We start from the raw sequence: 21764 nt of genomic DNA, 5'->3' as shown, positions 1-21764 counted from the left end.
TTTCCATGGGGCGAGATTCTTTAGCCTTCCCGCTTATCCTATAGGAGTCGAGCACCCCTTTCGTTCCAATCAACTAATTCATCAAAAAAATGGTTACATTAAAATCCTAATCTAATATCCTTTACTTAGAGTAGACTAACAGCTTGTTAATCGGTTTGTAGGTCAACTAAGATCGAACATAACTTAATTATAATAATCATTTGTACTTGTTTACCCAAAAATTAGCTCTTAAATATTTTTAACTTCACAAGAATAAACAATTAATAAAGATTGTTGATATTATAAAGCTGCTCAAACATATTTAACATTTAAAATCATTAATAGTTCATCAAAAATTGATTATATAATTAAATAAGATTCACATAATATATGTTTGACCATTTTATATTCCAACACTCTAAAAACGACTGTCAAAGATTTGACAGTCGTCTACTTCTATTATTTGATTAAAAATCAAAATTGTCAGGATCTGGACCTACACGGTGGTTTTGGTTCAGAGAGTCGATTTGGTTCATATCTTCTTCTGTTAGTTCAAAATCGAAAATATTTGCGTTTTCTTGAATGCGATGTTCTTTGATTGATTTTGGTATAATCACTACACCGTTTTGTAAATGCCAACGTAATACAACTTGAGCAATTGATTTATTATGTTTGTTTGCTATTTGTAATAATGTTTCATTCTCAAATAATTGTCCTTGCATTAATGGAGCCCATGCTTCTACTTGAATTGAATTTGCTTTTAAAAATTCTCTTAGTTCAACTTGACTTAACATTGGATGTAACTCAACTTGATTGATCATAGGCATTATTTCAGCATTCGCCATTACTTCTTTCAAGTGATGAATTTGGAAGTTACTCATTCCAATTGCTTTTACTTTACCGTTTTTGTATAGTGTTTCAAGTGCTTTCCATGATTCAACATACTTACCTTCTACTGGCCAGTGGATTAAATATAGATCTAAATAATCAAGACCTAGTTTTTTTAAACTTAATTCGAAAGCATCGATAGTTGATTGGTAGCCTAGATCAGCATTCCATACCTTTGATGTAATAAATAAGTCTTCACGTTTAAGATTATTTTCTTCAAGGGCTTCTCTAATCCCTTGCCCTACACCTTCTTCGTTTTGATAGATCGCTGCAGTATCGATACTACGGTAGCCATTTCGTATTGCAGCTTTTACAGAATCAATTACGACTTGTCCGTCTTCTACTTGGAAAACTCCTAACCCTATAACTGGCATTTCTAAACCATTATTTAACTTAACTAAATTATTCATTTTAATTTCTCCTTTTATCTATTTAGTATTTTTTTAAAATTTACTTTTTCTTTTCTAAAGAAGCGCTCCAGATACTTAGCAGAACTGCTCCTAATACCATGATCCCACCTATCCACGGTGTATGAATCAAGCCGATTGTATCTACGACTAAACCACCAATAAATGCACCAATTGCAATGCCTACGTTGAATGCTGCTATATTTAACGCTGATGCAATATCTACAGCAGATGGGACATACTTCTCAGCTAATTTCACAACATAAATTTGTAGACCAGGTACATTCATAAAAGCAAGCAAGCCTAGGAAGAAAATCGTTACAATTCCTACTAGTTTAAATGGAGCCGTAAACGATAGAATGATAAGAACAATCGCTTGAACGGCAAACATCCACGTAAGTGCTTTTAAAGGATTTTTATTAGCCGCTTTTCCACCGATCGTATTACCAAGTGCTACTGCAATTCCATAAACAAGTAAGATAATACTGACAGAGTTTGGAGCAAATCCTGTAATTTTTTCTAGGATTGATGACAAGTATGTGAATGCTACAAAAGTACCTCCATATCCTAATGCTGTAATAGCAAAGGCCAAAAGTAATGGCCCATTTTTTAAAACTTTCAGGTTATCACTAAATTTTGATGCCGGTGGCTGTTTAATTGTTTTTGGAACTAATATTGCAATTGCAATGATTGCAATCACACCTAGTAATGCTACAGCTCCAAAAGTTGATCTCCATCCAAAATGCTGACCAATAAATGTGCCTAATGGAACACCCGTTACAGTCGCAACAGTCAAACCTGTAAACATAAATGCGATCGCACTTGCACGTTTGTTTTCAGGTACTACATCGGCCGCAATTGTTGAACCGATTGAGAAGAATACACCATGTGAAAATGAAGTAATGATTCGTGCAACTAACAATAAACCAAAACTAGTTGAAAAGGCGGCAACACTATTTCCAATGATAAAAATAACCATTAATAGCATTAGTAACGATTTCCGACCAATTTTGTTTGTTGATGCGGTTAAAATTGGTGCTCCAAATGCAACACCCATCGCATATCCAGAAATTAATAATCCCGCTAAAGTAATTGAAATTTTCAAATCACCAGCTAGAGTTGATAATAAACCAACAGGAACAAATTCGGTTGTTCCGATACCGAATGCACTAATGGCAAGAGCCATTAACGCAGGAGTACCACTTTTTTTCTCTTGCATCTTAATTGAAGCAGCGGTTGAACTCATAGAGAATCCTCCTTGTTATTGTTATTTTTTATGATTAGTTTGAATACAAGAGACATGGCGCCTGAATAAAGTCTCATTGTCATTCAAAACATAAATGAAATGGAATAGTAAAAAGATTAACGTTTTCCTTTATACATTTAAAAATACTTTTTAGTAAATGTTTGTTAATCAATTAACTATTTGTCATTATGAGCGATAAGAATAAGTTAGAGAAGTATGTACTTTGAAGTGATATAGTTACTTTTTAGTAACATTTAAGCGAATAAAGGCTTAAAACAGAGAAAAAATTACAAAAAGTTTTTTATCAGACTTGAAACTACACAGTTTGCGACGAGAATGTTATGATATTTTAATCATAAAAAATATGTTGGTAGGTAGTTTTGTTTAAATATGAATGAGGGAGAGGAGAAAATGAAAAAATACAATATTCCGGTTGAAGCTTCATTAGATGTAATTGGTGGTAAATGGAAGGTAGTGATTCTTTGTCATTTGACAAAAGGGACGAAAAGAACTTCTCAGTTAAAAAAATTAATGCCGAACATTACCCAAAAAATGTTAACTCAGCAGCTAAAGGAATTACAGGAAGACAATATCGTTCACCGAAAAGTATTTAATCAGGTTCCGCCAAAAGTGGAATATTCCTTAACGGATTACGGATGGTCTTTAAAAGAAGTTTTAGATTTACTGTGCTCTTGGGGAGAAAACCATATTGAAACAATGTATCCTGATAAAAATGACGTACTTCTTCCACCAGTTGAGGATGAAGTAACTTTATAAATAAAAAACTCCTTTTTCTACTATGAAAGGAGTTTTTTTCTGCAATCTAATTAAAATTAACTTTTATTTTTTGTGCTTTCGCAATTACTTTATGCTGATCATCCAATACATCACTAGTTGTTAGCTCAATCCATTTCAAGCTAGGATCGGTATGATCAACTATAAATCCCATTGCTCCTTGCTTTGAACTATTAGGATTCAATTCCCCACCTAAATATTCAATATAGAAGTCATCTTTAAATTCCTTTATTTCATTATTACTTGTCATCAAATGGGCAACTGGACCGAAGTGTAATTGTTTATTCGAGTGATTAATGATTTCTACCTCTACCTTAATGAATCGAAAACTTTCATAGCTTTCTGTATAATAATGAAAATAATCCATTAAAGAATAGGTCGGTAAGTTTTTAATCAGCTTAATCTGTTTAATTTTCATTTCGATTGGACCAATTGCATAGGACTTATTTAATGAAGCAATGCCCTCTAAAGTAACTTCTCCTTTATCATCTTTAAATGTTTGACCTTTAAGAAGTAAACTCGTATCATCTGAAACCTGTGGATTTGGAACATATAAATCGTTTAAAGACTTTGCTCGACTTTTGGAGATTGTAGAGACATTTTTTATATTCTCTGCTGAAGCAGTCGTTTTCTCCTTCTGAACTAAGCTACATCCTGAAAGCATTAAAGAAAGTAAAATAAATGGAATCAATTTTTTCATAAAAATCCCCTTTCATCCTTAAATCCCGTTAAATAAGGTTATTTAACGGGATCTGTTTTTTTACTTATTTACCATTCTTTAAGATTCTAAAGATGTTTTTTGCTTGGTCAGTATTATCAATTTTCCCTGCAAATAATTGGCTGCCAGGGCCATACGCATAAACATTTACGTCTTCACCTGTGTGACCACCAGTAGTCCAACCTGTTACTGAACGGTTATCAAAAATTGCTTCGATTGCATTATCAATCTCTAACATATTTTTTGACTCTGCCGCTTTTTTAACAGATTGAATTTCTTCAGGCTTCAATTCTAAGTTAATATTCGATTTTAATGTTTTTTCTACATCTGCGCCTTTACTAATTTGTTCAGCCATGAAATCAGGAGTACGTTTAGCTGCAGCAATCGGTGCGCCGTACCAATTGTAATTACCTTTTGCCCCAATAGAATATCCACCTGTTGAGTGGTCTGCTGTTGCAACAACTAATGTATGCTTGTCCTTTTTGGCAAATGCAATTGCAGCTTTAAATGCTTTTTCAAAATCTTCCATTTCACTCATTGCTGCAACGATATCGTTATCATGTCCAGCCCAATCAATTTGACTACCTTCTACCATTAAAAAGAAGCCATCTTTATCTCTACTTAATTTATTAATAGCTGTATTTGTCATATCACTTAATGATGGCATTGAATCATCACGATCAATCATTTTCGGCATTCCACCTGGAGCGAATAAGCCTAACATTTTATTATTTTTATCATTTAACATTTGGTTTTTATTCGTTACATAAGAGTATCCATCTTTTTTAAATTGTTTTGTTAAATCACGATCTTCTCGTACAAAATTACTTAAACCGCCACCAAGCATGACATCTATTTTATGTCCACCTTTAATTAGTTCATCATAATAATCATCCGCAATTGCATTCATATTTTTACGACTTACATCATGAGCTCCATAAGATGCAGGTGTAGCATGTGTAATTTCCGAAGTAGCTACAAGCCCTGTTGCTTTTCCTTTTTCCTTTGCAGCCTCTAGTACTGTTTTTACTCTTGACCCATCATTATCTACACCAATTGCTGCATTATATGTTTTAACTCCCGCAGACATAGCAGTTGCCGCTGCAGCAGAGTCAGTAATATTTTGCATTGGATCCTCAGGATATGTCATTTGTTGCCCTACTAAGTAATGATCGAATTCTGTTTGTTCTACTACATTTGTTTTTGGATTATCATTTAAATAACGATAAGCAGTCGTGTATGATACACCCATTCCATCACCAATTAAAAAGATTACATTTCTAATTTCATTCTTGTTTGTTTCCTTAGCTTGTACTGTATGATTAGCAAAAGAGCCAATAAACGAACCAAATGCCATTGTTGAAAGCACTGCCACTGGAATTAACTTTTTCTTAAGTTTGTTTCTGAACATAAAAAAACCTCCTAAAAAATTAAAATTTCATTAGATTTTACCTCTTAATTTTAATGAAATTTTATTAATTTACTTTGGAGGTTCTGTAAATAGAGTATTAAGAATTGTTTTTAATATATTAATTATCTTAATTAAAACCAACCACTACTTTTCTTAGAATTACAAATATAAACTGACTAGTTACATTTTCTTCACAAATACATCACATTTTTGAACTAAACTATCTAATTGAATAGAGTGATTAATTTAACTAAAACAATAATATTTCATAATTACAAGTTTTTACATTATATTAAATTAAGCACAAATATTTTACATAAGAAGGAGATTTATATGAAAAAAGGTTTATCAATCATTATTTTACTGCTATTTTTATTCCCAACTATGGCGAGTGCCCATACTAAGCTTGTTTCTTCTAATCCATCAAATGGTCAAATTATCACCGAACCAATTAAACAAATTACGCTTGAATTTGAAGAGGCACTTGAGCAATTAGGTACCATCAAATTGTATAAAGCTGGAACTGCTACAGCTGTTACAAATGTGCAAGTTAAAGATAATAAATTAATAGCTGATTTACCAAATGATTTAGAAAATGGTGATTATAAGATTGAGTGGAAAGTTGTAAGTGAAGATGGTCATCCAGTAACAGGTCAAATTCCATTCAAAGTGCAATTGAAGCAAGTTGAAACTAAAACGACAACTGAAACTAAAACAACTGATAAAGCAGTTAAGGATCAAACGCCAGCTAAAGAAAAACAAAAAGAGGCTACTCCTAAAAAAGAAAGATCTAAATATCTTATTCCATTAATTGCAATCGGGCTATTTGGTATCGCGTTAATGGTTGGTGGAGTTTTTCTTTGGAATAGAAAATGAGTTATATCGTTCCAATCACGGAGTTCATAACGTATATCCTTTATTCGATATTAGCAGGAAAGTTTGTCTTAGATTTTGTACCGTCAGATAAAAAACCAACAATCACAATTTCGAAAGGTACTGTTTATTTGGTTATTGTCGGCATATTATTCTTTTCATTATTTCCTGCTCTACGGATTATTACTTTTTTCCTAGATGATGTTCATCTTAAAACAGCCCTTTATTCTGTTTTCATAAAAACAGCTGTAGGTAATGCATGGATTTACTCGAGTATGTTTGCCATTATGCTTGTCATTAATATTTATAGCGATGGTAAAAAGTTTTTTAATTTATTTTGGCTATTCATGATGATTTTAAGTATCGGTTATGCAGGTCATATAACTTCTATGAATTTTTGGACGGGTTTTATCTTTCAAAGTAGTCATTTTCTAATGGTTTCTATTTGGAGTGGAATTCTATTTAATGTCACTTGGCTAGCTAAGGATACTAATAACTACGGTAGATTCTTGAAATGGTTTACACCTTTAGCCATCATATGTGTCGTTATTATTTTTATTAGTGGTTTAGTCTTAATGCTAGAAGTCGTAAAATTAAAAGATTATACGAATGCTTGGTTACTTCCTTATGGACAGATGTTAGTCTTGAAGCACATCAGCATCATTCCAGTATTGTTTTTTGCTTTTTTCAATGGTGTACTAATGAGAAAGTCCGCTGAAGGCCCTTCGAGTAATATTCGTAGTTGGTTAAAAGCAGAGTATATTACCATCATAATTGTGTTCTTTTTCACAGCTATAATGGGTACTAAATCTCCACCGCATAATATTAATTTAACATTGCAAAATGAAGGTCCGTCTAAATGGATTGAATGGATTATGGGGATTGATATTACTTTACCTATTAGAATAGCTTTTACTTTCACATTTGAAGGAATGATGTTAATGAGTATGTCGATCATCTTCCTAGTGTTACTAGTCATCAGCTTTATGAAAAAGACAAAAATCATGCTACCAATTGCATTTAGTCTTTGCTTTTTGTTTACAATGTATCTTGGACTAATGTATAGCATATCAGTTCAGTAAAAAAAGATTGTACTTAATATAGTACAATCTTTTTTCACGCTGTTGAAAAATAACCTTATCAATTAAATTACTAAATTTTCGTAAAAGGAGTANNCGTTCCAATCAACTTATTCAACAAAAAAAAGTTCACATTAAATCCTAATCAAATAGCCTTTACTTAAAGTAACCTAACAAATTAGCTCATAATATTTTTAACTTCTAAAAAAACATTACTAGTGTGATTAGAATCATAAAATTGCTCAAACATATTAACATTTAAAACCATTAATAGAACATCCAAAAATAATAATTTATCATTAATAAATGTTCATTTTTATATTTCAGCACTCTGAAAAAAGATTGTACAATGTACAATCTTTTTTTACTGAATTTCTACCTTAACGTCCATGTCTCCATTTAGTTGGCTTTCCTGATGAAGGGCAATTAGGGAATTTTTGTCCTGCTTGTAATTCAATATGCTCCCCGTCTTTATCAGTATAATAACCCGAAATCATTACTGTTTCACCTGTATCATGTGTATGTCCAAATCCTTGATTATCCATCGTAATCCTCCTTTTCAACTGAACTAGAATTACTATTTCCTTCATCAAAGTTAATTATTCGATTACTACATCTTTTTTAGGATTTTTTGCTTATCTTTCTCGAATTTGTTTATCATGTACGATGTTTCTCCACTTTAAGTCCCCTCGCTCTAGACCATGAATTAAAATTTCTGCTGTACCCATGTTTGTTGCTAAAGGAATTGAGTAAACATCACATAAACGAATTAAAGCCAAAATATCTGGTTCATGTGGTTGCGCTGTAAGTGGATCGCGAAAGAAGATAACAATATCCATCAAATTTTTCGCTATTAAGGCACCGATTTCCTGATCTCCCCCAAGTGGTCCAGAATTAAATCGATGTATTTTTAAATTTGTATTTTCCATTATTTTTGTTCCAGTTGTTCCTGTTGAATATAATTCATGTTTAGATAAAATAGATTCATATGCCATTGCAAAATTTACTAATTCTTTTTTCTTTTGATCGTGTGCAATAAAAGCAATTTTCAACGTCAACATTCCTCTCTTTTAGGAAAAATGGATTTCTAATTTCGGCAATTGTTCTTTTTAAACAATAGGAAACGAATTCATTTAAATTTAACCATTTATATTTTTTACTTCTTTGTAACGGTTATTCTACTCTTGTGGCTTATGCCTTTTTACTATTCATATTAGAAATTGGAATCCGAATAGTAAAGGTACTTCCTTTTCCAACTTCACTATTTACTTGAATAGTTCCATTATGAATTTCCACAATCCATTTTGCAATCGCCAAGCCTAAACCATGGCTACCAATTTGTCTAGATCTTGATTTATCAGATCGATAAAAACGGTCAAATATTCGGGCATGGTCTTCCGGTTTAATCCCAATTCCAGTATCTGTTAATTGGATACAAAGTTCGTTTTCTTTATCCGAAAGTACTAGCTGAACCTCTCCTCCAATAGGCGTATACTTAATCCCATTATCTATTAATATATATAAGAGCTGTGATAACTTTTCAGAGTCTCCCCTGGCGATTACATTCTCTGGAGCAGTTAAGTTTAAATTGATTTGTTTGGATGCAGCTAACGGTTGTAGAGATACAATCGCCTTTTCTGCAATGGATCGAAACTCAAACTTTTCTAATTTAATTTCAACTTGATCCGAGTCTGAACGAGCTAAAGTTAATAATCCGCTGACTAAGTTTGTCATTCTTTTTACTTCGTCTTTCATATTAAATAAAATCTTTCGAGAAAAATCATCTTTCTCTGTATCGATCGTCATTTCCATTGCATCGATCGACGATAACAAAACGCTTAATGGTGTTCTTAATTCATGAGAAGCATCTGCAACAAATTCGCGCTGTCGGTTAAATGATTTAAAGATAGGGATCATTGCTTTCTTTGACATAAAAAAACTGATATATAGTGCAACTCCAGAAAATACGATTGTTAAGCCAACCAGTATAATGACAACAAATTTGAATAAATGATAAATATCCGAAATATCTTTTCCAACATAGATTGTACCGATGAAATTTCCTTTATAAAATAGTGGTTTACCTGATACCATCAAACTAATTTCTTTTCGATTTGAAGGAACATGTATTTCATGATCATGGAATTTTCTCATGTCCTTTTCAAACTCTTCATGTTCTAATTTAATTTTTACCTTTCGAGTTTCATTTCCTTTAGGAATCCAATCTTTTATTTGTCCAAACAGCCTAGACCTTATTTGCGGGATATCCTCTTGTCCTATTATTATTTCGCCATTTGGATTAACTACATAATAAAAAAATTGATCGACACCTGCTAAAACTACTTCTTGGTTATCGCCCTGGAGACTTCCTTGTTGATTTTGAATCATATAGTTTTCGATAATTTTTGCTTCTTGACTAGCCAATGATTCCACTGTACGTCTTTGATCATTCATTATGACTACATATAACACTGCAAAGACTATGATAATGAATATAATTAGAAAAAGCATTACAAGTCCGCTATATAGTACTGTTAGGCGATTTTGCGTACGCTTAAAAACATCTCTTCCTCCGCGATTTCGAAAATCACGTAAAGAAGAAATAAGATTAGTTATCAAATTTATATCCTACCCCTCTAATGCTTTGTAACAAATCATGTTTACCAAGCAAATCTAGTTTCTTTCGAAGAAGTTTAACAGTGGCATCAATCGTTTTCATTGCAACATCTGAATCAAAACCCCATACCCGCTCCAAAATAATTTCACGAGGTAATACTTGCCCTTTATTTTGTATTAAAAAATCAACTAATTGAAATTCGCGTGGGCTTAGTTGTATTTCAGTGTCTCCACATCTGATTGATTGGCTTGTACGATTTAGAATCATATCACTAATAAGAATTTCTTCCTCTAATATAGGGGCATAATTACGCCTAGAAAGTGCTCTTAATCGAGCTAGTAACTCATCAATTTCAAAAGGTTTAACTAAATAATCATCAGCTCCTGAGTCCAGTCCTACAATGCGGTCCTCTAGGGCATCTTTAGCTGTAAGGATTAGAATCGCTCCTGAATATCCTTCTTTGCGTAACCTACGACACACTTCTATTCCTGTTCCACCTGGCATCATCCAATCTAATATTAATACATCATAATGACTGTTCGTAGCGTAATAATAAGCTTCTTCTCCCTCTGTAACCCATTCCACTTTATAACCTGCTTTTTTCTTTAACATATAACTGATTAGCTCACCAAGTTTCAAATCATCTTCCGCTACTAGTATATTCATCATCAAAAAATACTCCCTCGTTTATATAAGTATCTCTATTTTTTTCGGTTGTCTTCTTCATCTTTTCCATTTTCAAATCAATTATAAAATAAAAGGAAGCACCCGTTAATTAATACGGTGCTCCCCTATATTTCTTTTAGATCATGACCTTACGCAGTTTCCACAGCATGCTGTTTTAGCTTTTGTAGCTCTTCTTCTATTTCTTCACTCATTACGTTATCTTTATATCCATTAGATAGGTTAGTATGATATGCAAATTTATTTTGAGCTTGTACTTCTGCCTCCATCATAAGTATTCGATCTTCTGCACGTGAGATTCCATTTGCGATTGTTTCTGAATTAAATGAAACAGATGTTTGTTGAATTTGTTTAATTGATTTTGCAATATTTGCTCTAGAAACTAGTAAAAGTCTCTTATGCAGATATTCATCATATTTACCTTTCAGTTCATCTAATTTTTCATAAAGTGACTGAGTTTGATTTTGAATTGTATTTAGTTGCTCTGAATATAGGCTTAACTGTTTTTCATGAACAAGTTTTTCCTGTATTGCCAGTTTTGCAATGGAATCTTCACCATTTTCAACTGCTAGCTTAGCTTGTCCACTTCTTTTGTTTACCAGCCCTTCTGTCTCTAAAATCAATGCTTTTTGCTTATTTTCTAGATAGATTTGACGAGAGAGTGCTTCCTGACCTTTCAAAAGATCTTCTTCCATTTCTCTAATATATTGATTTAACATTGAGATTGGATCTTCTAAACCATCCAATGCTCCATTCACTTTAGCCAACGATATTGATTTCATTCTTTTAAAAATGCCCATTTTATTTATTCTCCTTTTTTGATAATAGATTTTTTTCCCATTTATCCAATAAATCTGCGTTTGTTCTGTTTATAGGTGTGTTAAAACTAGTTGTATCTAATGAAATTTGATTAACCTGGCTAGCTTGTCCCTTTTTAACTAACTTTTTAAAGATAAAAGTCACTACCGCAAATGCGATTAAAAGGAATAATACTAAACCAATCCAAGAAAAATCATGAAAATGGTGTGGACCATGCATCATCTGATGTGATCTAAATTCGTTTCGATCGCCTCTATCCATGAACATTGAATGTTGATCAGCATAACGTCTTTCATGAAAACCACCTAGTAATCTAAGAAAAAAATGTACCCCTAAAACAAAAACTGCTGTTATAGAGACCCATGTAAATATTCTCCTTACTCTTTTCTTCATGTTATTTCCCTCCTCTCATTTCTTAATAAATTGAATTCTAATGGAGTATGGTGAAATTATGGTGAAAACGAAAAATTAATTTTGTTCATAAAAAAGATAGGTAACAGATTTTTATCTACTTACCTATCTCTTTTTCTTTTTACGTAAATCTATTTATAGGACTCAATTAATTAATCCGGTCCCTTTAATTTTCACTTCAGACTTAATCTTAAAGTTTAGGTTAGCGTACTTTTTATTCCATAATGATAAATTTCTATTTTCACTATTCCTAGATAAGTATCTTAAACCAAAACCGATTGGATCGATGTCTTTTTCTTTTATTTTACTTAGTAAAGCTTTAGTCTCTGCATTTATTTTATCTTCCAATTGCTTATTTAATTTTGTTATGTCACTTTCTTTGATCGAATCAATGCCATCAATCTTTTCTTCTATAACCGCTCTCACCTTAATCGTATAATTGGCAACAATATTTTTATTTTGATGTTTTAATTTGTAATTTGCCTTTCCTTTTTCTAAATTCATTACAAACATAACTTTCTTATTTTTGACCTTTAAGCTTTCATCGTAAATTCCTGTCGTTAAAAGTCGATAGGTTTCTGATTCACTTGGACTTAACTCCATAATCATTTTACTCTTATCAAATAATGCTATTCGATCTACTAATAAATCTTTTTTATTTGATTCAATTATAGGCATGACGATATCTATTCCGTCTTCTGTTTCTCTCCTATATGCGTCGAAAAGACAAACTGAATCTATGTATGGCGATTCAGTTCTACTAAAATCAAAATATGATTTCAAACCACCGCCTGATACTTGTTCAGTTGGTGTGATAATTGAACTATGATTTTCAGCTGAAAGTTAGATTTTAGCTGAGAGATGGTGCGATTTCGGAAACAACAAAAAAGAGGCTGCTGAAAATTTAGATTTCAACTTAGCCTCTCTTCTATTAAAGATCAACCTGATTTGGTTTTCTTATTACAACACGCTCATCAACTTCACTAACATGAAAGTCATCTTTTGTTGTAATGAAGTTTTCATCGTAAATTTTTATCATCATTTTTCACTCCTGCTTAGTATTTAAATACGAATTTTCCCATATTCTTAAGATGGATTCATTGACCTAGTTTTATTCTTAGTTTTATTCTTAGTTTTGTTGAATTTTTGCATTTCTTTTATAAAACTTCAGAAATTTAACTTTTATGTGTTATCATGTTCAAAATAAAAAAAGGACTAATGGCCATCACCATTAGTCCCCTGTATTTTAAATTTAAAGTTATTTAATTGGTTTTCTTATTACGACACGCTCATCAACTTCACTAACGTGAAAATCGTCTTTTGTAGGGATGATATTTTCATCGTTAAATTTGGTCATCTTTTTACACTCCCTGCTCAGTTTTTATTTTCAAATCTGTTTTTTAATAAACTTTAAGATTACTAATTTGATTATTCAACAGTAACTGATTTTGCAAGATTACGTGGTTTATCAACATCACAACCACGATGTAAAGCAGCATAGTAAGAAATTAATTGTAATGGTACGACTGAAAGGATTGGAGATAATTCTTCTTGTACTCTTGGTAAAATGAAGCGATCGCCTTCCATATTTAATCCTTCCATTGAAATGATACAAGGGTTAGCACCACGAGCAACAACCTCTTTTACATTTCCACGAATATTTAAGTTTACTGATTCTTGTGTTGCTAATGCGAAGATTGGAGTCCCTTCTTCGATTAGAGCAATTGTACCGTGTTTTAACTCTCCACCAGCAAATCCTTCTGCTTGGATGTAAGAAATTTCTTTTAGTTTTAATGCGCCTTCTAAGCAAACGAAGTAATCTACGTTACGACCAATGAAGAATGCATTACGAGTTGTAGCTAAATATTCTGTAGCAATTTTTTCAAACTCTTCTTTTTGGTTTGTAATTGATTCCATTGCATTTGCTACAATTCCAAGTTCTTTAACTAGGTTAAAGTTAACTGTTTTTCCTTTTTCTTTTGCAAGAGCATTTGCAACAATTGCAAGTACTGCTAATTGTGCAGTGTAAGCTTTCGTTGATGCAACAGCGATTTCAGGACCTGCGTGTAAAGGAAGAGTGAAATCAGCCTCACGTGATAATGTTGATCCTGGAACGTTTGTAAGTGTAATTGCTTTATGACCTAATTTATTTGTTTGTACTAGACATGCTCTACTATCAGCAGTTTCACCGCTTTGTGAAATATAAATGAATAATGGTTTTTCTGAAAGCAGTGGCATATTGTAAGAGAATTCACTTGCAACATGTACTTCTACAGGTACTCCCGCCATTTTTTCAATAAACTGTTTTCCAACAAGACCAGCATGATAACTAGTTCCACAAGCAACAATATATAATCTATCAGCTTCTGCTAAAGCTGCTTTAATTTCTGAGTCGATTACAAGCTCGCCGTTTTCACCTTGGTACTTTTGGATTATATTACGGATTACTAAAGGTTGCTCATCTGTTTCTTTTAACATGAAATGAGGATAAGTTCCTTTTTCGATATCGCTAGCATCAATTTCTGCAGTATATGGAGAACGTTCTTTAATATTTCCGTTAAGGTCCATTAATTGAACACGATCTTTAGTAACTAAAATAACCTCTTTATCCATTAATTCAATAAATTGATCAGTAATTTGTAACATTGCCATCGCATCAGATGCAATAACATTAAACTCTTCACCAACACCAACTAGTAATGGACTTTTGTTTTTTGCTACATAAATTACATCATCGTTTTGTTTATCTAATAATGCAATTGCATAAGAACCTTTAAGAAGCTTAAGTGTTTCTCTGAAAGCATCAAGTACAGATAAACCTTTTTTAATATGAAGTTCAACTAACTGAACAATTACTTCAGTATCTGTATCACTTGTAAATTCAATATCATTTAAATAATCGTTTTTTAATTGTACATCGTTCTCGATAACGCCGTTATGAACCAGTGTAAAACGTTCAGTAGAGCTTTGGTGAGGATGCGCATTACGTTTACTTGGAGCACCATGTGTTGCCCATCTTGTGTGACCAATTCCAACGTTTCCGTCCGCCTTTGTAGGGATTGATTTACGTAGTACTGCAATTCTACCTTTTTCTTTATAAACTTCTACACCTTTGTCAGTTAAAAGAGAAATCCCAGCAGAATCGTAACCTCGATACTCTAATTTCTCTAAACCTTTTAATAAAATTTCTTTCGCATTATCATTTCCAATATATCCAACGATTCCACACATAGTTACTATTGCTTAGTAAGTCCTAAAACAAGACATACAAAATGTATAGGAATGGAACGCTGTTTTCCTAACCGTTTAACTATTTAATTTTCTATTCCCTCGTCATGTTTAATAATGGTAGAGGACTTACAAGCAATATCCACCTACCTTTCATATTCCGCTCATTAGCGAGTTCATTTTTTTGTTTTAAACGGTGTATCAGATTATTTATGATTGTGCACACAGTCACCCATGTGTTTTACATAAATAATTTCGGTTGTGATACAGCAACCGGGAGTCATCCGCCGAAACTTCGATAAAACTCCACCTCGTCAACTACACATTCACGTCTAGTGTAGTTCTGGCGCTTTTTTAATACTTTATTATTTCTATACTCCTTCCCTGTTAGGAAAACAATAAAACAACTATACTATACTGTATTAAAAATGGTCAACAAAAATATGTTGAAAAAAGTTATAGAATAGCTGTATATAACAAAAATATGCATAGACTTACACAAAAGTGCTCATCAATGCATATTTTTTTAATTTATATTATTCTCCAACCTCTTCTTTTACAACAGCAACAATACGTTCTACATATTGTTTACATTCTGCCTCAGAAGGAGCCTCAGCCATTACACGAATAAGTGGCTCAGTACCAGAAGGACGAACTAAAATACGACCATTGCCGTTCATTTCTTCTTCTACCTCTGAAATGATTGCTTTAATGCGTTCGTTATTAAGTGCTTCATTTTTATCTGTAACACGCACATTAATTAATAATTGTGGATACTTTTTCATTTCTCCAGCTAATTGTGATAAAGTTTTACCTGTTTCTTTAACAATACTTACGAGCTGAATCGCACTTAACATACCATCACCAGTCGTAATATGATCTAAAAAGATGATGTGTCCAGATTGCTCACCGCCAAGATTGAAGCCATTCTTTCTCATCTCTTCCATTACATAACGGTCTCCAACACCTGTAACTGCACTTTTCATCCCATTCGTTTCTACTGCTTTGTAGAAGCCTAGGTTACTCATAACAGTTGATACAATTGTGTTTTGTTTTAAACGACCTTTTTCATTTAAATATTTTGCACAAATATACATTATTTGGTCACCATCAACGATTTCACCATTTTCATCGATTGCAATTAGACGATCTCCATCTCCATCGAATGATAAACCGATGTCAGCACCTTTTTCCTTTACAAGAGCTGCTAAAGCTTCAGGATGTGTAGAACCTACACCATCATTTATATTAAATCCATTAGGATTTGTTCCCATTGTAACAATATCTGCTTCTAAATCTGCGAATAAATATGGCGCTAATGAAGAAGTGGCACCGTGTGCACAATCTAGAGCAACTAATAGGCCTGAGAAATCTTCGTCAATTGTGTTTTTAAGGAATTGTAGGTATTTTTGACCACCTTCAAAATAATCACTAACTTGACATAAATCATTTCCTGTTGGTCTTGGTAAACGATCAACTTCTGCATCCATTAGTTCTTCAATTTCATCTTCTTGTTCATCCAACAATTTAAAACCGTCTGGACCAAAAAACTTAATTCCATTATCTGCAACAGGATTATGCGAAGCTGAAATCATAACACCCGCTTGTGCTCCTAGCGCTTTTGTTAAATAGGCAACACCTGGAGTAGAAATAACACCTAATCTCATAACTTCTGCACCAATTGATAATAAACCTGCAACTAGTGCTCCTTCAAGCATATGTCCTGATACACGTGTGTCACGCCCAACAATAATTTTAGGTTTGACATTGTTTTTAGTTAATACATAACCGCCACAGCGTCCAATTTTATATGCTAATTCAGGAGTTAACTCTTTATTTGCAACTCCTCGTACACCATCAGTACCAAAATATTTACCCATTTTAACTCTCCTTCTAATTCGATGACTGTCCTACATCGCCTGAATTCTCATTTTCATCAGTTTGAGCAGATTTTTTATCAGTAATTTCAATCGTTATTGTATCAAACTCTAAACTATATATAACTCCTTTTGGGCCGGTAATAGTAAGCGCTACATCTTTAGTTCCTGGATCTAGTCCATTAACTTTTGCTGTAATATTTAAATCGCTTGGATTAATCGCATCCAAGTCTTCCTTAAATCCCTTAGCAGTAACTACTACTTTTCCTAACGGAGGCTTAGTAAACTTATATTCAAATTGATTATTTTCACCCACTAAATTAATAGGGATATTACTAAATTTCTTTTCCGTTTCTTCATCAAAATTAACGTCTACATTAATCGTGCTTGAGTCTACTCTAAATGCTCCATTTGGAGTAGGTACATTAACTTCATATGTACCACTTTGATCAAATGAAGATATGTCAACTGGCACTTCTATAGGTCCGTTAAACTTGTCCAACCAGTCTTTAGACGCATAAATTCTTAATGCATCAACTTTACTAGCAAGACTACTTAGTTTTAAACCTTCCTTAAGTGTTCCTGTTTGCACTAACTTAATTGGGAAGCTAGCACTTTCAGAAACAATAGGAACAGTTACTTCAACTTTTCTTGGACTTGTAGTGAACGGAAGTTGTACACCTTTTTTATTGTATAATCTAACAGGTAACACCTGACTAAATGTCTGATTCGCATCAGTAACATCCACACCAACACTTGCATATGCCACTTGTGACACTTCATCTCTAGATCCTACTATTGTCACTAAACCCGGTTTTACAATTGCATTTTCTGCCTTATAGCCATGTTTAATCTTTTTTTCATTTAGATAAACAACTTTAACTGAAACCGCTTTTTCAATTTTTTCATTAATTGTTACTCTAACTGTTCTTGGTTTAATAGTTGCTTTTATTTTATCTGAAATATTTCTAATCTTTAAAGGAACCTCATATGTACCTAAAGCATAAGAAGTTAGATCCAAATACACTTCAAAATCCTTCTTCATTTCAGCAGTTTTTACAATACTATTAGGTCCATCTAATTGCACTGAAACATTCTTTGGAATTCCAGTTACAATTAGATTGCGCTGATCGTAAATAGGAGTTACCGGTATATCTCGCACTAATTCTTTATTATTAACAAACGGTATGTCCCCTAATCCCGATGTGCTTGATTGTGGAACTAGATTGACAGACATAAAAAGTAATAATGTTACTAATAAAGCGATTCCTCTTAATATCCAACGATTATCCATAAAATTATCCATTACGTTTCACCTTCCAATTCCATTTAGATGTAGTGGACTCTTCTGGTGATTTTAGTTCAGTATTTAATAAATTTATAAGCTCGTCTTTTGATAATTCTCTGTATAGATTTCCATTCCTTGCTACTGAAACTGCACCTGTTTCCTCAGAAACTACAATCGTAATACTGTCAGTAACTTCACTGATACCAACTGCAGCTCGATGTCTCGTTCCTAATTCCTTTGAAATAAATGCACTCTCAGACAAAGGTAAATAACAGGCTGCTGCTGTAATCTTTTCACCTTGTATAATTATCGCTCCGTCATGAAGTGGTGTATTTGGTATAAAGATATTAATCAATAATTCTGATGATAAGTTAGCATTCATTCGAATACCAGACTCTATATAGTCACCCATACCTGTTTGTCTCTCAAATGAAATAAGTGCACCTATTCTTCGTTTAGCCATGTATTCAGTGGCTTTTGCAATGTTCTCAACAATATCATTTCGGTCGTTAATCCCACTACCTGTCGTTCTAGAGAAGAAACGGCCACGTCCAAGCTGTTCCAGTGCTCTCCTTAATTCTGGTTGAAAGATAATAATAACCGCCAAGAATCCCCATGTTAATGCTTGATCCATTAAAAATTGTAAAGTATGCAAGCCGAATAGGCTGCTTAATACTTTTACGACAATAATGATTGTTACACCTTTTAAGAGTTGGACAGCCTTCGTCCCTTGAATAATGATAATTAATCTATAAATAACAAACCAAACGATTAGGATATCTAATCCATTCTGTAAATACTGTAAAAAATTTATATGTAAAGAAGGCATCTTTTACCCTCCAAATTCTATAGAATAAAACTGTATCTTGAGTATTATACCATATTTTTGCAATACACAAAATTTGTGAGTTATTAATTATATTAACAATACTTTAACGACTGTTTTAGTTATATTAAACATAATTACAGAATTATATATGTCGGCTCTTTATATTAATAGGAGAATGACCAACCATTCATATTTGATTTTGAAGTTTTTTGAAAGACAGTTTTCCAGATTTTTTTGATAAAAAAAAAAGCTAGCGAATGCTAGCTTCACGCTGTTGAAAAACAACCTTGTTAATTAAATAACAAATTTTCGTAAAAGGAGTAGAGTGATGTTGATTTCCATTACAGAATGCTCGCTTTCCATTGGGCGAGATTCTTGAGCCTCCTCGGCGCTCCTGTGGGGTGTATATTATCCATATTGACCGACTGAATTTTATTTAATAATTAAAGTAACTTCTCACCTAATAATGAGCCTATTAATGCAACGGCTACGATTGCAGTTCTATTTCTTTCGTCTAAGATTGGATTAACTTCTACGAATTCAATTGAAGTAATAATATCAGCATCAGATAACATTTCCATTGCTAAGTGACCTTCTCTATAAGTGATTCCTCCAGGAACAGGTGTACCCACTCCAGGAACGTGAATTGGATCTAGACCATCAAGATCTAATGATAAGTGTACACCGTCACACCCTTTTAAGTGGTCAATGCTTTCTTCCATTACTTTTGTCATTCCTAATTTATCAATTTCATGCATTGTATAAACTTTAATTCCTAATTCTTTAATAATTGCTCTTTCGCCTTCATCAAGATCACGTGCGCCAATAATGATCACGTTCTCTGGTTTTACTTTAGGGAAGTAACCACCTATTTTCGTTAATAAATCGTGACCATGACCTAAAGAAACAGCTAATGACATACCATGAATATTACCAGAAGGAGATGTTTCAGCAGTATTTAAATCTCCATGTGCATCAAACCAAATTAATCCTAGATTATTATAATGTTTTGATACACCTGCTAATGTACCAATTGCAATACTATGATCACCGCCAAGTACTAGTGGCATTCTGTTTCTTTTAATAACTTCATCTACTTCAGCAGCAAGCTTTTCACACGTTTCTTTTACAGATTTTAAGTTCTTTAAATTATGTTCTGAATTATCTTCTTTAACTGGTGTACGTTCTACTAAAATATCGCCTAAGTCTTCTACTTGGTAAGACATTCTTTCAATACGTTCGTGTAATTGTGCATATCTAATTGCACTTGGCCCCATATCTACTCCACGTCTAGTTTGTCCTAAATCTAGTGGTACTCCAATAATTGAAATATCTTTTAACATTTTTATTTCCCCCATCTATTGAATTCATAAAAGAAAACGCTTACTTGTTTTTGAAAAAATATAATTTTTTGACTGTTAAAGTTATTAATTATATTAATAGTTTAAATCTTTTGAAACAAATGGGTCAACTCGACATTTTTTTGTATACATATGCATTTTTAACTATTGAATTACTATATCATATGATTATATACAACAAAAAACCTTAGTCAAATGACTAAGGTTTAACTTTATGTATATTGGTGGAGCCTAGCGGGATCGAACCGCTGACCTCCTGCGTGCAAGGCAGGCGCTCTCCCAGCTGAGCTAAGGCCCCACTATTTGAGTATATGCGAATGGAGCGGAAGACGGGGCTCGAACCCGCGACCCCAACCTTGGCAAGGTTGTATTCTACCACTGAACTACTTCCGCACATAAAAAAAAAGAGTGAGCCATGAAGGATTCGAACCTTCGACCCTCTGATTAAAAGTCAGATGCTCTACCTACTGAGCTAATGGCTCGTAATAAAATTACGATAAAATAAAAAAAATGGCTGGGCTACCTGGATTCGAACCAGGGCATGACGGAATCAAAATCCGTTGCCTTACCGCTTGGCTATAGCCCAACAATAAATGGTGGAGGGGGACGGATTCGAACCGCCGAACCCACAGGGAGCGGATTTACAGTCCGCCGCGTTTAGCCACTTCGCTACCCCTCCGGTATTTATTTAATTAGATGGTGGAGGATGACGGGCTCGAACCGCCGACCCCCTGCTTGTAAGGCAGGTGCTCTCCCAGCTGAGCTAATCCTCCGTAATATAATGGTGACCCGTACGGGACTCGAACCCGTGTTACCGCCGTGAAAGGGCGGTGTCTTAACCGCTTGACCAACGGGCCAGTACAACTTTTCCTAAGCTTCCAACCGGGCTCGAACCGGTGACCTCTTCCTTACCATGGAAGTACTCTGCCTGCTGAGCTATGGAAGCATTAAGTTAAAAATGGCTCCGCAGGTAGGGTTCGAACCTACGACCACTCGGTTAACAGCCGAGTGCTCTACCACTGAGCTACTGCGGAATAAACTTAAAACCAAGCGACGTTCTACTCTCACAGGGGGAAACCCCCAACTACCATCGACGCTGAAGAGCTTAACTGCCGTGTTCGGTATGGGAACGGGTGTGACCTCTTCGCAATAATCACTTGATTCATTTTCTTTAGGACATTAATTATTATATCAAATTTCATTTAAAAGTCAATAACTTTTTTGAATTTTTTTATAATAATTTTTGTACCTTCA

At 33.5% G+C, this 21764-nt stretch carries 19 protein-coding genes, 9 tRNA genes and 1 rRNA gene; 3 read left to right on the top strand and 26 right to left on the bottom strand.

From position 1 onward, the window contains the following. Nucleotides 1-446: 446 nt before the first annotated feature. Both ABEY15_RS02580 and ABEY15_RS02575 read right to left on the bottom strand, forming a co-directional pair. Nucleotides 447-1277, bottom strand: a complete 831-nt coding sequence (locus ABEY15_RS02580; RefSeq protein ID WP_429888279.1) for an aldo/keto reductase — start codon at nt 1275-1277, stop codon at nt 447-449. Between the two features lie 40 nt (nt 1278-1317). After that, nucleotides 1318-2520 carry an MFS transporter gene (locus tag ABEY15_RS02575; protein ID WP_429888277.1) on the bottom strand — a complete coding sequence of 401 codons (1203 nt, stop codon included), beginning with the start codon at nt 2518-2520 and terminating at the stop codon, nt 1318-1320. A 411-nt stretch (nt 2521-2931) separates the two neighbouring features. Here ABEY15_RS02575 and ABEY15_RS02570 point away from each other — a divergent pair, with 411 nt between their 5' ends. Continuing rightward, a complete protein-coding gene (locus tag ABEY15_RS02570; RefSeq protein WP_429888276.1) occupies nt 2932-3297 on the top strand; it encodes a winged helix-turn-helix transcriptional regulator in 366 nt (121 codons plus the stop codon). Between the two features lie 46 nt (nt 3298-3343). Here ABEY15_RS02570 and ABEY15_RS02565 read toward each other — a convergent pair whose 3' ends face one another. Next, nucleotides 3344-4015: a DUF4352 domain-containing protein gene (locus ABEY15_RS02565; protein WP_429888275.1), complete on the bottom strand. Its 672-nt coding sequence runs from the start codon at nt 4013-4015 to the stop codon at nt 3344-3346. 64 nt (nt 4016-4079) lie between these two features. Next, nucleotides 4080-5444, bottom strand: coding sequence for an alkaline phosphatase (locus ABEY15_RS02560; RefSeq protein WP_429888274.1), 1365 nt, complete (start codon nt 5442-5444; stop codon nt 4080-4082). Between the two features lie 333 nt (nt 5445-5777). On the opposite strand from ABEY15_RS02560, the gene ABEY15_RS02555 reads away from it, so the two are divergent. Then, nucleotides 5778-6320 (top strand): copper resistance protein CopC, encoded by a 543-nt coding sequence (locus ABEY15_RS02555; RefSeq protein WP_429888272.1) that lies wholly within the window; start codon nt 5778-5780, stop codon nt 6318-6320. Continuing rightward, nucleotides 6317-7399 (top strand): copper resistance D family protein, encoded by a 1083-nt coding sequence (locus tag ABEY15_RS02550; RefSeq protein WP_429888270.1) that lies wholly within the window; start codon nt 6317-6319, stop codon nt 7397-7399. The genes ABEY15_RS02555 and ABEY15_RS02550 overlap by 4 nt, the downstream gene beginning before the upstream one ends. 377 nt (nt 7400-7776) lie before the next feature. Here ABEY15_RS02550 and ABEY15_RS02545 read toward each other — a convergent pair whose 3' ends face one another. From ABEY15_RS02545 to rrf, 22 genes are all read right to left on the bottom strand, one after another. After that, nucleotides 7777-7941, bottom strand: coding sequence for a hypothetical protein (locus ABEY15_RS02545; RefSeq protein ID WP_165347205.1), 165 nt, complete (start codon nt 7939-7941; stop codon nt 7777-7779). Nucleotides 7942-8031: 90 nt separating this feature from the next. Next, nucleotides 8032-8448: a methylglyoxal synthase gene (gene mgsA / locus ABEY15_RS02540; protein WP_097978524.1), complete on the bottom strand. Its 417-nt coding sequence runs from the start codon at nt 8446-8448 to the stop codon at nt 8032-8034. Between the two features lie 139 nt (nt 8449-8587). Then, nucleotides 8588-10015, bottom strand: a complete 1428-nt coding sequence (locus tag ABEY15_RS02535) for a sensor histidine kinase (protein ID WP_429888269.1) — start codon at nt 10013-10015, stop codon at nt 8588-8590. Further along, entirely contained in the window at nt 10005-10679 is a 675-nt protein-coding gene (locus ABEY15_RS02530) for a response regulator transcription factor (RefSeq protein ID WP_429888307.1), read from the bottom strand. The genes ABEY15_RS02535 and ABEY15_RS02530 overlap by 11 nt, the downstream gene beginning before the upstream one ends. A 149-nt stretch (nt 10680-10828) precedes the next feature. After that, entirely contained in the window at nt 10829-11497 is a 669-nt protein-coding gene (locus ABEY15_RS02525) for a PspA/IM30 family protein (protein ID WP_429888268.1), read from the bottom strand. A 1-nt stretch (nt 11498) separates the two neighbouring features. Continuing rightward, nucleotides 11499-11909, bottom strand: a complete 411-nt coding sequence (locus ABEY15_RS02520; RefSeq protein WP_429888267.1) for a hypothetical protein — start codon at nt 11907-11909, stop codon at nt 11499-11501. A gap of 162 nt (nt 11910-12071) precedes the next feature. Beyond that, nucleotides 12072-12710, bottom strand: coding sequence for a Ger(x)C family spore germination C-terminal domain-containing protein (locus ABEY15_RS02515; protein WP_429888265.1), 639 nt, complete (start codon nt 12708-12710; stop codon nt 12072-12074). Between the two features lie 645 nt (nt 12711-13355). Further along, nucleotides 13356-15158, bottom strand: coding sequence for a glutamine--fructose-6-phosphate transaminase (isomerizing) (glmS, locus tag ABEY15_RS02510; protein ID WP_429888264.1), 1803 nt, complete (start codon nt 15156-15158; stop codon nt 13356-13358). A 533-nt stretch (nt 15159-15691) separates the two neighbouring features. Then, nucleotides 15692-17035 carry a phosphoglucosamine mutase gene (gene glmM / locus ABEY15_RS02505; protein ID WP_025671688.1) on the bottom strand — a complete coding sequence of 448 codons (1344 nt, stop codon included), beginning with the start codon at nt 17033-17035 and terminating at the stop codon, nt 15692-15694. Between the two features lie 13 nt (nt 17036-17048). Continuing rightward, nucleotides 17049-18338 carry a CdaR family protein gene (locus tag ABEY15_RS02500; protein WP_429888263.1) on the bottom strand — a complete coding sequence of 430 codons (1290 nt, stop codon included), beginning with the start codon at nt 18336-18338 and terminating at the stop codon, nt 17049-17051. Continuing rightward, nucleotides 18331-19149 carry a diadenylate cyclase CdaA gene (gene cdaA / locus ABEY15_RS02495; protein ID WP_429888262.1) on the bottom strand — a complete coding sequence of 273 codons (819 nt, stop codon included), beginning with the start codon at nt 19147-19149 and terminating at the stop codon, nt 18331-18333. Before cdaA ends, ABEY15_RS02500 begins: the two co-directional genes overlap by 8 nt. Before the next feature lie 443 nt (nt 19150-19592). Then, nucleotides 19593-20492, bottom strand: coding sequence for an arginase (gene rocF / locus ABEY15_RS02490; RefSeq protein ID WP_088014518.1), 900 nt, complete (start codon nt 20490-20492; stop codon nt 19593-19595). A gap of 240 nt (nt 20493-20732) precedes the next feature. Next, nucleotides 20733-20808: transfer RNA gene (locus ABEY15_RS02485), tRNA-Ala, on the bottom strand. A 20-nt stretch (nt 20809-20828) separates the two neighbouring features. Beyond that, a tRNA-Gly gene (locus tag ABEY15_RS02480) sits at nt 20829-20903 on the bottom strand. Between the two features lie 16 nt (nt 20904-20919). Beyond that, a tRNA-Lys gene (locus ABEY15_RS02475) sits at nt 20920-20992 on the bottom strand. Between the two features lie 29 nt (nt 20993-21021). After that, nucleotides 21022-21096 (bottom strand) — tRNA-Gln (locus ABEY15_RS02470). Between the two features lie 8 nt (nt 21097-21104). Further along, nucleotides 21105-21189, bottom strand: a tRNA-Tyr gene (locus ABEY15_RS02465). An 18-nt stretch (nt 21190-21207) separates the two neighbouring features. Then, a tRNA-Val gene (locus ABEY15_RS02460) sits at nt 21208-21283 on the bottom strand. A 9-nt stretch (nt 21284-21292) separates the two neighbouring features. Next, nucleotides 21293-21367: transfer RNA gene (locus ABEY15_RS02455), tRNA-Glu, on the bottom strand. Nucleotides 21368-21383: 16 nt separating this feature from the next. Beyond that, nucleotides 21384-21456: transfer RNA gene (locus tag ABEY15_RS02450), tRNA-Thr, on the bottom strand. Nucleotides 21457-21469: 13 nt separating this feature from the next. Then, a tRNA-Asn gene (locus ABEY15_RS02445) sits at nt 21470-21544 on the bottom strand. Nucleotides 21545-21555: 11 nt separating this feature from the next. Next, nucleotides 21556-21671 (bottom strand): 5S ribosomal RNA (gene rrf, locus ABEY15_RS02440). Nucleotides 21672-21764: the final 93 nt, after the last annotated feature.

This window comes from Gottfriedia acidiceleris (genome assembly GCF_050457485.1).
In the GTDB taxonomy this organism is placed as follows: domain Bacteria; phylum Bacillota; class Bacilli; order Bacillales; family Bacillaceae_G; genus Gottfriedia; species Gottfriedia acidiceleris_D.
The sequence above is the reverse complement of the archived record's forward strand: the minus strand, read 5'-3'. Positions and strand labels throughout refer to the sequence as shown.